Consider the following 16785-nt stretch of genomic DNA (forward strand, 5'->3'; position numbering starts at 1 on the left):
ACCGTATCTTACAAAGTGCTGATTTAGAATGATTTTAACGTATCTTTATAACTGATTAATAGATAATTAGTCCCTATGAAAAAGAAATACTCCCTTATCTTAATAGCGTTCCTATGCTTTATAAACTTCGGTTATGGACAAATAAATACAGGCGACGTTGCCTTTGTCCAATATAATTCTGACGGTGCCGAAATAATAAAACTATTAGCATTTGCTGATATAGCAGCTGGTGAAACTTTTGATATAACTGATAATGGCTGGTTAAACACAGGTTCATTTAGAGGTGGAGAAGGAACTTTTACATATACTGTTCCAGTTAGTGGTCACACTTGTGGTGATATTATTACAATAGATTTATCTGGAGTTGCACTTTCTGGTAGTGGAGACCAGCTTATAGTATATCAAGGGGCAACTTTTATTACTGCCATTAACTCTGAAGGTGCAGGTATATGGCAAGCAAATGCAACTAACGCAAACACCTCAGCGTTGCCAACTGGTTTAACAAATGGAACAAATGCAGTTGCTTTAAACGAGATAGATAATGCAATGTATAATGGTGTTCTTACAGGTGATATTGCTACTCTCAAATCTGAAATTCATGATAATACCAACTGGATTGGTAATAATTCTACTGTACAAGATTTTACAAGTAGTTTCTCAATTTCTGATTGTGGTGGCTCACCATCATGCTCAATTACCGATATTTCCATTTCAAATTCCGGCTCTTGTAATGATAACGGTACAACTTCAGACGCTAGTGATGATTACTATATAGCAGACGTTACAATAACCTATGCAAACCCACCTACATCTGGTAATATTGATTTAACAGGCGCAGGAGTTGTAGGTGGTACAACTTCAGTTGCTATTGCAACTTCGCCTCAAACTATTACAGGTGTACAATTAGCATCCAATAGCAGTGATGTTGAAATAAGTGCTGAATTCAGTGCTGAAACTACATGTAATTATACAGAAACTGTAGTAGGTTCTGCTGTTGCATCTTGTTCTTCTACTCCAATTACAAATTGTGCATTCGAGACATTTGATAATTCTAACGCCACAGCTTCTTATGGAAACAACAGTTTCGTAGGTGATAATGGTGTAACATGGACTTATATTGAATCTAGAGATGAAAATGGAGACGCAAATGGCTCTGGAATTAATGGTAATGCACTTATGTTGAGAAGAAGCTCTGACAATAGTAGTGTTACATCTAGTTTAGTCCCAAATGGAATCGGTGATTTTACAGTAAAACTTTATAAAGGATTCACAGGTAGTGGAAATAGACAAGTAGAATTATTTGTTAATGGTATTTCGCAAGGAACATCTACTCCATTTGACAATTTTTCAGAACAGACATTTTCTGTAACAGGAATTAATATTTCAGGTGATGTTACTATAGAAATAAGAAATATCACTGGCAACCAAGTAATAGTTGATGATATTGAATGGACTTGTTATTCGGCCTGTACAGCACCTGCAGATCCTATTGGTACTATTTCTGGAGCAACACCTGTATGTGCGGTTAGTACATCTCTTAGTTTCTCTGGATCTGCACCGACAGATGTTGTCTATTATTGGCAATCAACGTCACTCGGTGAAGACCAAACCAATGATGCTGCGAGTGATTTAACAGTAACAACTTCTGGTGATTATTATGTAAGAGCTTACAATACGGTAGAAGGGTGCTGGTCAGATGGTGAGGTTGGACCATATTCGGTTTCTGTAACGACTGTTGCAACTATAATAAACTCGCAACCTAATGATGTTTCAGCTGTCGTTGGCGGATCGGCTTTTTTTACAGTAGTAAGTCATAACGCATCAAGCTATCAATGGCAGGTCTCAACAGATGGTGGAACTTCTTGGTCTAATATTGGAACAGATAATAGTGCGCTTACAATTACTAATGTACAACTTACTGATGATGGTAATTTGTATCAAGTTATTATTACCAATGCATGTGGCACGACTACATCAAATGCTGCAACACTTACCGTAACGGCATCCACTATCTTTAATCCAGGTGAGCTTGTTTTTGTAGGTTTTGATGGTCAAGTCAATGGATCTGGAGCCAATGACGAATTTTTAATTGCAACGCTTGTAGATATTACGCCAGGTACTGAATTCTCAATTGTAAACTCAAGGTATGAAGCTGGTGCTGCAGCTAATGTTAGAACTGAAAAATGGGGAGGTGGTAGTAATGATCCGAGTCAACCACCATTTGAAACTAAAATAACATATACTGGTAGTTCTATAATTTCAGCAGGTGCTGTGCTAAGTCTTGAAGTTACAACCTCTAATGCTTTTATAGTATTTGCAACAGTAACAGAAGGTACCACAACAACGACAAGAACAAGTGATTTTACAGCCAATGTGGTAAATGCTGGATTGTATGCTAATATCTCTACTTCTGGTTCAGATCAGTTATATTTAATGCAGGGAGACTTTATTTCAGATGGTATTATAGACGCTAATGAAGCTAATTATTTATTCACAGGAACCTTGTTGCACGGTATTACAATAGATACACCTTGGGTCCCATTAACTGATGCTTGCAGCGGCACTACAACAAGAGAATCTCGTTTACCGGCAGAATTAAGATGTTTTAATGTTGAAAGCGAATTTGACATAAGGGGTTATTATGAAAACGACAAAGAACACGGTTTAGCTACGATAAGACAAATTATAAATAATATTTCTGACAATTTAGGTAATTGGACTTTAGGCTCTTATAATTTCTACCCAACTGATAATACAGCTTCTAGTGGAGGTAAAACATTTTTAATTAATCCTAGTAATCCTGCTGGTCAATGGGTTGGAGATGTAGATACTAACTGGTTCAATTGTGCAAATTGGGAAGGTCTTGCCGTGCCAAAAACTGACACTAATGTACAAATAGATAATACAGCACTGAATATTGCTCGAATAGATTATACAGCAAGTTTTTCTAATGACTTTAGCGATATTGCGACTTGTAATAATTTAATCATATCTGGAAGTCGTGTAGATCTCTCTGGTAATAATGCAAACATTTTGGAAGTAAACGGAAATTTAATTATCGATGGGATGGGTACTGGTTATCTGGATATGGATGACGGGAATAATGCTACTGATGATGGTCAACTCTTTTTAAGCGGTAATTGGTCTAATGAATTAACAGAGGCTGCATTTCTAGAAGGAAATGGAACGGTTATATTTAGAGGAAGTAACACACAAACTATTACTTTTGGTGGTCCGCCAACACCACCAGGACCTTTTGAATCTGAAACATTCTACAATGTAGTGCTTGATAATGATTTTGATATTGGTACAACAGATCGTACTTTTATTATGGATGGTAATTTAACTATAAGTAGTGGCAGAACACTAAATGTTCAATCTGATCAATTTATACAAGTAGGTAATGTTGTGACCAATTTAGGCACGTTTAATTTACAAGACAGTGCTTCATTAATCCAAGTTAATGACGTCACTAACGTAGGTAATTTAACTATGAATCGTGATTATGTAGTAGATAGTGAATTCGATTATGTGTATTGGTCGTCACCGATTACCGGTTTTAATACAGATGACCTTCCAATAGGTGGTAACCATATTTATACTTGGAATCCTACAGCACCAAATACAGGTACTGGACAAGGGAATTGGGAATCTGCAGCTTCACAAACCATGTTAGAAGGCGCTGGTTATATTGCAAGAGTACCTTCTGGAACACCAGATACTATGATATTTCAAAATGGAGTTCCAAACAATGGTGATGTTAATCTAAATTTATCAAGAGGTACAGATAATTTAAGTGACGATGATGATTGGAATTTAGTCGGAAATCCTTATCCATCTTCAATTTCTGCAATAGCATTTCTAACAGCTAATACAAATCTAGATGGTTTTGTAAATCTGTGGACCCATGGTGCTGATCCAAATGCAGCTGAACCAGATCCTTTTTATGAAAATAATAATGGTTTTAACTATGATGAAGATGATTATATTACCTATAATAATACTGGTACAGTGAATGGGCCTGGTGGTTTTAGTGGATTTATTGCCGCTGGTCAGAGTTTTATGGTGAATACTGCAGATGGAGCCGCTTCAGCCACTATACCAATCTCATTTGATAACTCTATGAGACAAAAAGATTATAACAATTCTAATTTCTATAGACCAAATCCATCAATGAGTGGTAAACACAGAATATGGTTAGATTTAGGATCAGATAATTCTACGACTGCCGATAGAATACTAGTTGGTTATGTTGCTAACGCTACTATGCAGCAAGACAGGCTTTTTGATGCCGAATGGATTGGTGACGAAACCGAACAACGCTTTTATTCACTTATAGATGATAAGGCCTTTTTAATACAAGGCAGAGCTTTACCATTTGTTGATAGCGATCTTATCCCTTTAGGTGTAAATATTGCGACTTCGGGTAATTATACTATAGCAATTTATGCTGTAGACGGTTTGTTTGAAAATGAAAATAAGACCATTTACTTAAAGGATAATCTTTTAGAAATCACTCATAACCTTAATAATTCACCTTATACTTTTACATCAGAAGCCGGAGAATTTAATGACCGTTTTGAAATTGTATTTAGAGCGGACGCACTTTCAATAGATGATAATATTATTGGTGCAAACGAACTTTCTATTATAGAACTAAATGATAATGGAGATGTTCAATTTAAGGTTGGTTCTCAATTTACAATTACTAAAGTAGAAATATTAGATGTTTTAGGTCGCCAAATTTATAATTTCAAAGGCAATAGTTCTGTAGAAGTCTATAACCTATCTAAACTGAGCAGGGCACCATACGTTGCGAAAGTGACTTTATCTAATGGACAAGTGATAAGTAAAAAAGCTATTAAAAACTAGTTTAGTTTTACTAATTACAATAAATCATAGCCTCATTTTATTACAAGATGAGGCTTATTTATAAGCTGTACTTTAAAGCTAATATCAAATTTCTACCAGCTGCTGAAATACCAGAAGAATATGGTCTGTATCGCTGGTCTGTTATATTCTCTAAACTTGCTGTTAAAGTCAATTTATCATTCCACCTATATTGTGTTCTGATATTAATAGTATGCCACGACGGAGCATACGGATTACCGTTACTATCTTTAGCGTACAAATAATCCTTAGATAATTCTGAAGGTGCCAATTGACTAAACGACAATTCATTATTGTAGACTAAAAAGGCATCAAACAACAACTTTTCATTTTTCCATATTAAATGTGTTCTTCCAAAATTTGGTGCCACGTGTCTAATCGGTACTTCGACACCATTATTATCTTCCGTACCTCCTATAACATTATATTGAGATCTAAGTTTTAATCGCTCATTGAAATAATATTCTAAACCAATTTCAAATCCATAAATCCAAGCTTTAGATGCGTTTTGAATGGCTTGAATATTACTTTCTTCACCATCATAAATAATTTCAGATTCACCATTTAATTCAAAATCTCGTCGAATAAGTGCATTATCTAAAAATGTATAATACGTCGATAAATCAATAACAAACTTATTTTCTAAATTATATTTAAAACCTAACTCACCACCATAAGCATATTCTGGCCTTAAATCATTATTTGGTACCACAACAGATCCAGGCTCAGAATCAAACACTTTACCTATGTCATCAATATTTGGTGCTCTAAAAGCAGTTGAAAAATTTAAATTCCATTGCATCCTTTGACTTGGCAACCATGTAAAACCAGCAGTACCCGTTAACGCACCATTATTGATCTGTGTGTCACTAAAGGGTAAGTTCAAAAATTCATTGTTTTCGGTAAAATCAGCCCTAACCAAAACTTGATTATAGCGAAGTCCTGTTTGAAAAATAAATTTACTAATCGGTTTATATTTTAAACTAGCATAACCAGCTACTGACTGCCAAGTTGCACCATTAGGATAGCGGGTTACATTGGGCACAATGGCATTAGTATCTATATTCTCTTCCTCTCCTGTAGATCCAACTTTATTGAATAAATATTCCAAACCATACGAAATCGTAGTTTTTGAACTTAGCCGTTTCTCTATATCTAAATTAAAGGATAATGCATCTACATTTTCTTCACGCACTTCTCTCAATGGTGATTGGAAGTCTCTATCACTCCGGCTTTCTTTAAAGTTCTGATAGGCTAATGTTGATTGTATTTTATCATATAAATTAGAACTGCTACTTAATTTTGTAGCTTGAAAGTTAGCCATAAACCATTGCTGAGGACCATATTGCCATTCGGCTGAACGAAGTGTTTCCTCTCTCGGTCTAATTAATCGATCATATCTTGGATAATCAGATGTTCTTGTAAAATAAAGTCCAAAATCAAAATTGAGATTATCGGACGGCTCATACCTAACTTTTTGCATTAGATTTAATTGGCTATATGCCGTCGGTTTTTGTATTTGAGGATTAGAATTTTGTACTATTATATCTTCCCCATTTTCTCTTACAACGTATTCATTCCTTAGATACTCTTCTGGTCCATGACTTCCCAATCTTAAATCATCAAAATCCGTATAACTCACGTTAGTTAAAAAAGCCCATTTCTTAAAGCCAACATTAAAATCGAAATGACCTGTTTTTTCAGTATTAGCACTACCATATCTCACTAAAGAATTACCATTTATATAGATTTCGTCTTTATATGATAATTGAGGTTTTTTAGTATAAAAACTCATAACTCCTCCAATAGCATCACTACCATAAACAACAGAGCCCGAACCTAGTATTATCTCGGTATTTTGAATGGATAGTGGATCTATAGAAATGACATTTTGTAAATTTCCTCCTCTAAAAATAGCATTGTTCATTCTTACACCATCTACTGTTATTAATAAACGGTTGGCTGAAAATCCTCGAATCATTGGGCTACCACCACCAAGCTGACTCTTCTGTATAAAAATATTACCCGAGTTTTCCAATAAGTCTGCACTGGTTTGTGGGTTTGCTAAAACAATATCTTTTGCATTTAGACTAATTATACGTCTTGGTATATCACGTTTTCTTTGTTCAAATTTAGAAGCTGAAAGTACTATTTGTTTTAAATCTTCAACTTTAGGTTTTAGATATAAGATATAGTTTGTAGCTTTAAGATCCTCTTTAGTCGTTTGTACTTTTTCGTATAGAAAATTTTGAAAAAAAAGAATTTCATCTTTATAAAAATGGTCAATAAGGACTTTACCATTTAAATCTGTAATACCAGTTTTAGTTTTTTTTGAATTAAATATCGCAACTCCAGGAATAGGTTCATCTGTACCTTCTTCTAAAACTGTAATTGTTTGCCCAAAAGACAACTGAAAAAAGATAACACAAAAAATAAATAGGAAACTATACCTCATTGAAACTAATCTGCCTTTAATCCGATTGTAAAACTCGCTTAATTAAACACTTCGTTAAGCACTTTTAATGACTTAGGTTTATTAAAACCCCCTAAATGTAATTCAAAATAATACAATAACATATTTAAAAACTCCCGTCTTTGTTTTGCATTAATTCTCACAGTATCCAAGGCATCAAAATTTATGCCTAACAACAATTTTAGCAGTGTTAAATTTTCTCCAGAAATGGAATATACTCCATGATTAGAAGCTTCAAAAACACCAGTTTCTAAATTAAAATAAGGATATTCCATTTTTAGATTTTCGGGTTGAAACCCAAGATAGCGCGTTAGTTTGAGGAGAAATAATAAATGAAAGTTTGAGAACTTATCTTCATTGTCTAAATATTGTAAAGAAATTTGAATGTAATTAAATAGATCTTCATTCTTTTCTTCTTCTTTCAAGACATTAGATAACACCTCAGATAAAAATAAAACTAAAGCACTTTTATAGATATTAGTGTGAAGTGTTTTATAGATGTAATTTAACCTAACTTCTTTTATGCTATGCAAAGATTGATTGGGCTTATAAGTCTCAACGATTTGAAGCTGTGAAAGTACCTGAAAATAAACCGTTTTTGTTTGACTTTTTTTTGATTTTAATACACCTCTTAATATATAACTTACTACTCCACGTTCTTGGGTGTAACACTTTACAATAAGATCGTAATCTTTGTATTTTAATTTTGAAAGAACAATACTATTGTTTTTTGTAAGCATGGCTTATCATCTTACTATAAGAACCTTAAGTACTTTGGTTTCAAACGAGTCTAAATCTGAAATAAGTATTAAATAGACACCAGATCTCACCACTGAATTCCCTAGGTTCTTACCATTCCAAATAGCTGTTCCGCCATCAATGGCAAAATTATAATTGGCACTAGACGATCTTAGATTAACATTAGATTGCGCTTCTGCAACTAAATTACCTTCAATATCAGTGATTTTAATATTTACATTTTCCGTCAATTCACTTATTTTAATGCCTTTGTTTATATCATTTAAATCTCCATAACCTAATATATCATACTCAGGTCTTACCGGATTTGGGTAAACAAATGCATTGTCTAATGTTTCCTCTGGTTTTGAACCGCCAGAATTAAAAGCTAAAAGCCCTTTAATAGTGGCTATATAAACTATTCCATTATCTGCATCAATAGATATGTCATTAACTGTATTAGATGGTAATGGGGAGTTATCTACTGTAAAATGATAAATAGTCGTTTGTCCATCTGGGGAAAAATAAAATACACCAGAATCTGCAGTACCAACCCATTTATTATTAGACCCATCTACATCAATATCAGTAATCGATTGGTCTTCTAATAATTCCTTTGGAATACCATCTTCCAAAATTATAATTTGACTTAACGTTGGGTTTGGAGCTTCAAAAAACCCGCTTGTATTAAACAGAACTCTAAGCCCTAAAGTTGTACCAACCCATAACTGATTTCTATCGTCAAGTGCTAAAGATTGCACTCTACCGAGCGCAGGTAAATTCTGCTCTTCTGTACTTAAATTTTTAATAGGACTAGGTTTGTTTTCATTATACGCAATTAAACCATTGGTGTATGAACCAATCCACTTTGTACCATTATTATCTATTTCCATATCAAAAAATCCAACTTCATCCGACAATGCATTGTCAATTAAACTAGCAAAACTATAACCTTGCCAGGCTCCAGTCATTGGGTTAAAAGATTTTAATGCTCTATCTACCCTACTTGTTAATGACCAAAGCAATCCGCTGGAATCAAATTCTGCTCCGGAAACTCTTATACCCACAAAATTTGGATTATTTGGTAGTATTAAAGATTCTAGTCCACTATTAGTTTGATTATATACAATCGTTGGTTCAAAATCATTAAGTTCTAAAATCCCATCCTTGTAAGAACTTATAAAAACTTGGTTAGGATTAAATATATTCGGAGTAATTTCATTTAATTCTCTAGCGCCCAGTAAACTATCAAATGGGACATTTTCCCATACCTCATCTCTATAATAACTTATACCTCTTGAGGTTAATGGAAATGGATTTAATGCTTGTGTAAATTCACCATAAGTAGCATATGCATTGCCAGTTGTGGCGTTTATTCTAAAAATACCATTACGCGATGGTCCATTGGGTTTTATCTGTGTAAAACTGTTAACTTCCGAAAGTAAAATTCCCAGCACTCCAAAATCTGTAGTGCCAATATATACGAAATCATTAACCTGAGTTGCAGAAGAAAAGTTTGTGGTAAAATCTTCATTTGGCACATAAGAACTCACTAATTGAATATTTTCATCATAGACATAAACCGCGTTTGTTGCTGAAAAAATTAAGTTAGAATTCGACACTTCTGCATCAACCGGGAGTGAAGGAAGCGTTAGAATTGGTGTAAGACTAACACCATCAATTTCATATAAAGCTCTATTAGACCTAACTGAATAGACTTTATTGTTAATAGTACTCATAGTGACGTGATTACCACCTATTAATGTAGTCCATTGTTGATAATCTATAAGATTTGGGTTACTTAAATCTGCTTTTTTAATTCCGTTGTTATCCTGGCAAGCCACAAATATTTCATTGTTATTAATAGTCACTTGCTCTACTTTTATCTGTGAACCTCCATTACCTATAAAATAAGTATCACCGAATTCTAGCCTTTCTAAGTCATAAACTGACACACCATAATCTGTAGATATATATATAAAGCCATTATTCTCATAAAAATGATTTATTCTTTTATTTTCTGGAGTGATATTCTGTTTGTCAAGTATATCTACAACCGTAAGCACGGATCTATCGGTTTCAGAATAGACTTCGATTAAACCTGTTTCATAACCTATTAATAAATACTGATAGATTGCACTATAATATATTGATGTAATCTCCTGACCAGAAAGTCCTTCGACAGTAGTTATGGTTCTTAATTCACCGTCAAAAGTGTTATACTCAAACACGGCATTTTCAGCCGCTGCGTATATTCTATTTTCAGCACTCACAACATCAACTATGTCGTTATATGAATAGTGCGATTCCCATAGGACAGAAAAATCTTGACTGTATCCAAAGACTGAAAAATAAAGACTAATTAATAGTGTTCTAAAAACCGTTTTAATCATTAAAAAATGTTTCTTCAAATATATTTAATACTAACGATATTAAATCGTTAATCATATAATATGTAACAAAAAAAGCCTTCAAGAATATCGTCAAAGCTTTTTTAGTTCAATAAAATGTATTTTAAACTATGCCCTGTGCTAGCATCGCGTCTGCTACTTTCACAAATCCAGCAATGTTAGCTCCTCTGATATAATCTATTGATCCATCATCATTTTTACCATACTCAACACAAGAGTCGTGAATATCTTCCATAATATCCTTTAACTTATCATCAACTTCTTGTCTAGTCCAACTTAATCGTAATGAATTTTGACTCATCTCTAAACCAGACGTTGCTACACCACCAGCATTTGATGCTTTTCCAGGCGCAAATAATATTTTAGCTTTTTGGAATTCGTGAATTGCCTCTGGTGTAGATGGCATATTTGCACCTTCAGAAACACAAATGCAACCATTATCGATGAGTTGTTTTGCTTCCTCTCCATTTAGTTCATTTTGAGTGGCACAAGGCAGTGCTATGTCGCATTTAACTGACCAAGGACGTGCTCCTTTAAAATAATTTGCATTAGGATACTTTTCTACATATTCGCTAATTCTTCCTCTTCTCTCATTCTTTAAATCCATAACAAACTTTAGTTTGTCAGTATCTATGCCATCTTCATCAACAATATAACCACCAGAATCTGATAGCGTTAACACTTTAGCACCCAGTTCAATAGATTTTTCTGCAGCATACTGTGCAACATTTCCAGAACCTGAGATTACTACTTTTTTACCCTCAAATGAATCGTCTTTAGTTTTTAACATATATTGGGCAAAGTATACGTTTCCGTATCCTGTGGCTTCTGGTCTAATTAAAGATCCTCCCCAAGATTGTCCTTTACCTGTTAATACACCTGTAAAGCTGTTTTTTAACTTCTTATACATACCAAACATAAAACCTATTTCTCTTGCACCAACACCTATATCACCAGCTGGCACATCAGTATTATGACCAATATGTCTGAATAATTCACTCATAAAGGCATGACAAAAACGCATAATCTCATTATCTGATTTTCCTTTTGGGTCAAAATCAGAACCACCTTTACCACCCCCCATTGGAAGTGTGGTTAAAGCGTTTTTAAATACTTGCTCAAAAGCTAAGAATTTTAAAATACTAGCATTTACTGTTGGATGAAATCGCAATCCACCTTTATAAGGCCCAATAGCAGAATTCATTTGAATTCTATAACCTCTATTTACTTGTATTTCACCAGAATCATCTACCCAGCAAACTCTAAAAGAAATTAACCGTTCTGGTTCTGCCATTCTTAAAAGAATGTTCTTCCCGTGGTAAATGTCGTGCTGTACAATATAAGGTATAACTGTTTCTGCAACCTCTTGTACCGCTTGTAAAAACTCTGGTTCATGACCATTACGTTCCTTTACAAGATCTAAAAATGCATCAATTTTATCTTTCATTTATATATTTGTTAAGAAATTGTGATTTATCGGGCGTAAAGATACGTTATCTTTAAAAATAACTACATATTTTTTTTATATTCTCAATTATTTTTTCAATCTTTCAATTTGCGATAAAATTCTTATCCCTAACAAGAAAACTGCATTTTATCCGTTTTATTTGGTAGTTCGTCGGGTTTTAATATATTTGTTCGGCAAGAGCCTCAATTTTAGAATTATATGGCAAGAAACATAAAGAAAGTTTTCGTTACGCTTATATTGCTTTTAGCAATGCAGCTTAGTTTTTCTCAATTAGGCTTCTCTCACGAAATAGGCGTTATTACTGGTCCTATAGCATATCAATCTGATTTTGGTCTTCGTTACGATTTTGAAACAAATTCTGGGAATACTGGATTTGGAATCGGTATTGTACATTACATAAACTTTGCCTATAGAGCAGATTGTAATTGTTATTCTACAGATACTTATTTTAATGATCACTTTAAATTAAGAAGTGAGATTGCCTGGAATAAAACATCATTAAATCACTTCGGAAAATGGGTAGATAGTGATAGAACAAGTGCAGATGCCGATAGATTAAGGGCTCATTCTGGTGAAGCACAAAATTGGGATATTGGTATGCAGTTAGAATATTTTCCTAGAAGTATTAGAGCTTTTTCGGCAGGCGTTTATTCATTTGCACCTTTTGTGAGTTTAGGAGCACACTATGTGTCTTATAATCCTAGTGTAGAAACAAGTTATGGTGATATGAATATTGCCAATGCGAGTAATTTTTATTCAGGATGGGAACCAGGATCTGTTAGTAATGAAAGTGGCTCAACGTGGTCTGTAGTTACAAGTGTAGGAACACGATATAAGTTAACCATATTATCAGATTTAATGGTCGATTTAAGGTTTCAATACTTTTTCAGCAATTGGACAGACGGCTTAAATCATCAACTCGACTCAAATAAAGCTAATGATTGGCTTGTTTGGCTCAACTTTGGTTACATCTATTATTTAGATTAAAAAAACATGATATAAATAAAAAAACAGACCACGTGTTTGGTCTTTTTTTATTTATGATTAGTTCAGTTACTCAATGGCTTGTTTTAAGTCTGCAATTAGATCTTCTTCATCTTCTATACCAACGCTTAATCTAATTAATGAATCTACAACACCTATTTTTTCGCGTTCCTCTTTTGGAATACTCGCATGTGTCATACTTGCTGGATGACCTGCTAAAGACTCAACTCCACCTAAGGATTCTGCAAGTGTGAATATCTTTAAATTCTCTAGAATTTTAATAGCTTCCTCGTAGTTATTTCCTTTTGTTGTAAAGGACACCATACCACCAAAATCATCCATTTGAGATTTTGCAATGTGGTGATTTGGATGATTTTCAAAACCAGACCAATACACATTCTCAATCTTTGAATGGTTATTTAAATACTCTGCTACGGCTCTACCATTTTCACAATGTCTTTGCATACGTATGTGCAACGTTTTAATACCACGTAATGCTAAAAACGCATCTTGTGGTCCACAAATTGCTCCACTTGCATTCTGAATAAAATATAATTTATCTGCTAAAGCTTTATTTTTTACAATTAAGGCTCCCATAACCAAATCGCTATGGCCGCCAAGGTATTTAGTAGCAGAATGCATTACGATATCAGCACCCAAATCTAGTGGTCTTTGTAAATAAGGAGTAGCAAAAGTATTATCTACTGCTAATAATACATTGTGCTTCTTAGCAATAGTAGATGCAGCTTTAATATCTATGACATTCATCATTGGGTTAGTTGGTGTTTCTACCCAAATTAATTTAGTTTTTTTATTGATATACTCCTCAATACGTTCAGCATTCTTCATACCAATAAAGTGAAAATTAATTCCGAAATCTTCGTAGATTCTTGTAAATAATCTATACGTTCCGCCATACAAGTCATTCGTTGAAACAACCTCATCACCTGGTTTTAAAAGCTTTAAAACTGCATCTATGGCAGCCAATCCAGAAGCAAAGGCAAGACCATAATTACCATTCTCTATACTTGCAAATGCATTTTCTAAAGCATTTCGAGTTGGGTTGTGCGTTCTTGAATATTCGTAACCTTTATGTCCTCCGGGTGTAGATTGAGCATATGTTGATGTTTGATAAATCGGTGGCATCACAGAACCATATGCAGGATCATGTTTTTGACCACCATGTATTGTTTTTGTATTAAATTTCATGTTATTATTTTAGTTAGAATAACTTAGTAGAATGTTGATTACAACAATGCATTTAAAAACATAACAAATTTATAGTATAATTCGTTCTATTGAAATCTATACAATACCTTTATTGTATGTTTAACATAACTCTTTTGTATTGAAACGCTATTTATTTTTTCTTTTGAGTCTTATTTTTTTCAGCTCTTGTAATACAGATTATCAACCCGTTTCATTTAAGTCTGTGTCCATAGATAATACTTTTGAAACAGATATTGAAACTAATTATAATGAAGCCACTGGACACAATACTTTAAGTGAAACTATTAATACCAATATTAAAAATACCATTATTAGCACTCTCAACGGTGCTAATGATAAAACAGAATTATTAGACGTTTTAAATGAGTTTAACTTAGAATATTTAGAGTTTAAGGAAGATTTTCCGGAGGCTGCTCAACCTGTATGGGAATTAAGTATCGAATCTGAAATAAGTTATCAATCTGACAATATCATTTCAATTCCAATAAGTATTTATGAATATAAAGGAGGTGCGCATGGTAATGACCAGATTAGATTCCTCAATTTAGATGCAAAAACCGGTAATATATTAGCCTTGAATGATTTTATTGAAATTAACAACTCATTTATTAAGCTAGCTAAATCTTATTTCATCAAAAATTTAAACGAAAATGATACTAATTTAAAAATGGAAGATTATTTCTTCGGAAAATCATTTCACTTACCAGAAAACATGGGATTATGTGATGAAGGCTTAATTTTACTTTACAATGTATACGAAGTCTCATCTTATGCTCAAGGATATACTGAATTTGTTATTCCTTTTGAAAAGGTTGAGTCTTTTTTAAAACGCTATTAACTGACTTGTTTACTTAACTTCTTAATTATTGGTTCTACCGTTAGACCTTGCCCTACAATTGAGACTACAACGACAACATAAGTAATTACTAAAAACAATTCTCTATGCATTTCTTGGGTTAAACTTAGTGCTAATGCAATAGAGATACCTCCACGTAAACCTCCCCAAGTCATAATCAAAGTAGTTTTTGGAACAAAATCTAGGCGTTTTGCAAAAAACTTAATAGGTAACCACAATGACACATATCTACATAATAGTATTATAGGAATTGCAAGCAAACCTGCATATATATAATCACCTTTAAGAGTTAACACTAACATTTCCATACCAATCATCACAAAAAGCACTGTGTTAAGAAGTACATCTATTAATTCCCAAAATTTATCTACATATGTCTCTGTCGTTTCTGACATTGCTGAGTCCCGCACAGTGTCATTACCCACTATCAATCCTGCGGTCACCATAGCTAAAGGTGCAGAAAGATGATACTTATGAGCAAGCATTGTACCACCCATTACTGTAGCAATAGTTAAAATGACTTCTACATCATAATTATCTATAGATTTCATTAATCGATATGTAATCCAACCAATTACTAATCCTAGTCCAATTCCACCAATAACCTCTTGCCCAAATAATGTTGCAATTTCAGAGAATTCAATAGCAGCATCTGGTTTTGCAGCAATTGCAAAAATGGTTAAAAACACCACAACACCCACTCCATCATTAAACAGAGATTCGCCTACAATTTTTGTTTCAAGTTTTTTAGGAGCTCCTGCATCTTTTAAAATTCCTAACACAGCTATTGGGTCTGTAGGAGATATTAAAGCACCAAAAAGTAGACAATTAATAAAACTAATCTGTAAACCAAAGAGTTGTAAAACATAAAACATGATAGTACCCACCAGAAAAGTGGACACCGAAACACCAAACGTAGCGAATGCCAATATAGGCCATCGTTGTACTTTTAGTTGATTAAAGTTTGTATGTAAAGCTCCTGCAAATAGCAAAAAACTCAGGATAATATCTAGTAAAACTGTTTCAAAATCTATACTGGAAATGAATTCTTTTTCTCTAACTAAAAGTGTATCATCAAACTGAGCAATTACTATTACAATAGCTGTAAACACTATGGTAATAAGCATTAAACCAATGGTTATTGGCAGTTTTAAAAATTTTACATTGATATATCCAAATATGCCAGACAGTACAATTAAAATTGTTGCTATTGAGTAATATTCCATTGTTTTACAGTGATTTTCTTAATGCTAAAATATAACCTAAATGTATGCCTTCGTGAAAATTATTAAACTCTATGGCTTCTTCAACATTACTTAAAGTGCTCTTAGTTGTTACAGTATATTGATTATAAGTTTGAAATAATTTTGCTTTATAATCCTCTTTCGTTTTTTCAATCGTTGAAAACAAAAGGTTTTTTACTGCGTCTATTTCTGCTTCCGTTAAGTCTCTTTTTGGCTTTGTACCTTTTCTATAAGATGCTATCATCTCTTCAGAAACAATTGTTTTAAGACCAGATAGATTATAAACTAATAATTGCTGTGTTACTATCACGTGTGCTATATTCCATATGATATTATTTTTAAATCCTTCAGGAATTGTATTGAGTTGTTTTAGCGATAGGTTCTCTATAAAACTCTTTAAAAGTTGTCTATTTTTTAAAGTAATATCAAATGCCCAATCCATATAATTATAAATTTCTTAAATGTAATTAAAATTACCTTTAAATAAGGTT

The 16785-nt window shown here is 33.3% G+C and carries 10 protein-coding genes; 3 read left to right on the forward strand and 7 right to left on the reverse strand.

Translation table 11 applies throughout. The features are described from left to right. Positions 1-75 precede the first annotated feature (75 nt). Positions 76-4872, forward strand: a complete 4797-nt coding sequence (locus ACTG3Y_RS00970) for a hypothetical protein (protein ID WP_439151051.1) — start codon at positions 76-78, stop codon at positions 4870-4872. 58 nt (positions 4873-4930) lie between these two features. On the opposite strand, the gene ACTG3Y_RS00975 is transcribed toward ACTG3Y_RS00970, so the two are convergent. From ACTG3Y_RS00975 to gdhA, 4 genes are all read right to left on the reverse strand, one after another. Next, complete coding sequence (locus tag ACTG3Y_RS00975; protein ID WP_439151052.1) at positions 4931-7345, reverse strand: TonB-dependent receptor; 2415 nt, start codon at positions 7343-7345, stop codon at positions 4931-4933. A 38-nt stretch (positions 7346-7383) separates the two neighbouring features. Then, positions 7384-8103 (reverse strand): DNA repair protein RecO, encoded by a 720-nt coding sequence (recO, locus tag ACTG3Y_RS00980; RefSeq protein WP_439151053.1) that lies wholly within the window; start codon positions 8101-8103, stop codon positions 7384-7386. Positions 8104-8109: 6 nt separating this feature from the next. Continuing rightward, positions 8110-10494 (reverse strand): type IX secretion system anionic LPS delivery protein PorZ, encoded by a 2385-nt coding sequence (gene porZ, locus ACTG3Y_RS00985; protein WP_439151054.1) that lies wholly within the window; start codon positions 10492-10494, stop codon positions 8110-8112. 121 nt (positions 10495-10615) lie between these two features. Then, a complete protein-coding gene (gdhA, locus tag ACTG3Y_RS00990) occupies positions 10616-11959 on the reverse strand; it encodes an NADP-specific glutamate dehydrogenase (RefSeq protein WP_439151055.1) in 1344 nt (447 codons plus the stop codon). Positions 11960-12178: 219 nt separating this feature from the next. Between gdhA and ACTG3Y_RS00995 the strand changes: the two genes are divergently transcribed. Further along, positions 12179-12967 (forward strand): THC0290_0291 family protein, encoded by a 789-nt coding sequence (locus ACTG3Y_RS00995; protein WP_439151056.1) that lies wholly within the window; start codon positions 12179-12181, stop codon positions 12965-12967. Between the two features lie 66 nt (positions 12968-13033). Here ACTG3Y_RS00995 and ACTG3Y_RS01000 read toward each other — a convergent pair whose 3' ends face one another. Beyond that, positions 13034-14173 (reverse strand): cystathionine gamma-synthase, encoded by a 1140-nt coding sequence (locus ACTG3Y_RS01000; RefSeq protein ID WP_439151057.1) that lies wholly within the window; start codon positions 14171-14173, stop codon positions 13034-13036. Between the two features lie 139 nt (positions 14174-14312). On the opposite strand from ACTG3Y_RS01000, the gene ACTG3Y_RS01005 reads away from it, so the two are divergent. After that, positions 14313-15032, forward strand: coding sequence for a PdaC/SigV domain-containing protein (locus ACTG3Y_RS01005; protein ID WP_439151058.1), 720 nt, complete (start codon positions 14313-14315; stop codon positions 15030-15032). On the opposite strand, the gene ACTG3Y_RS01010 is transcribed toward ACTG3Y_RS01005, so the two are convergent. Both ACTG3Y_RS01010 and ACTG3Y_RS01015 read right to left on the reverse strand, forming a co-directional pair. Continuing rightward, positions 15029-16276 (reverse strand): cation:proton antiporter, encoded by a 1248-nt coding sequence (locus ACTG3Y_RS01010; protein WP_439151059.1) that lies wholly within the window; start codon positions 16274-16276, stop codon positions 15029-15031. The genes ACTG3Y_RS01005 and ACTG3Y_RS01010 overlap by 4 nt on opposite strands. A gap of 4 nt (positions 16277-16280) precedes the next feature. Further along, the gene (locus tag ACTG3Y_RS01015; protein WP_439151060.1) at positions 16281-16736 is read right to left on the reverse strand and encodes a DinB family protein; all 456 of its coding nucleotides are present in this window, start codon (positions 16734-16736) and stop codon (positions 16281-16283) included. Positions 16737-16785 lie beyond the last annotated feature (49 nt).

This window comes from Winogradskyella sp., from assembly GCF_965656915.1.
GTDB lineage: Bacteria > Bacteroidota > Bacteroidia > Flavobacteriales > Flavobacteriaceae > Winogradskyella.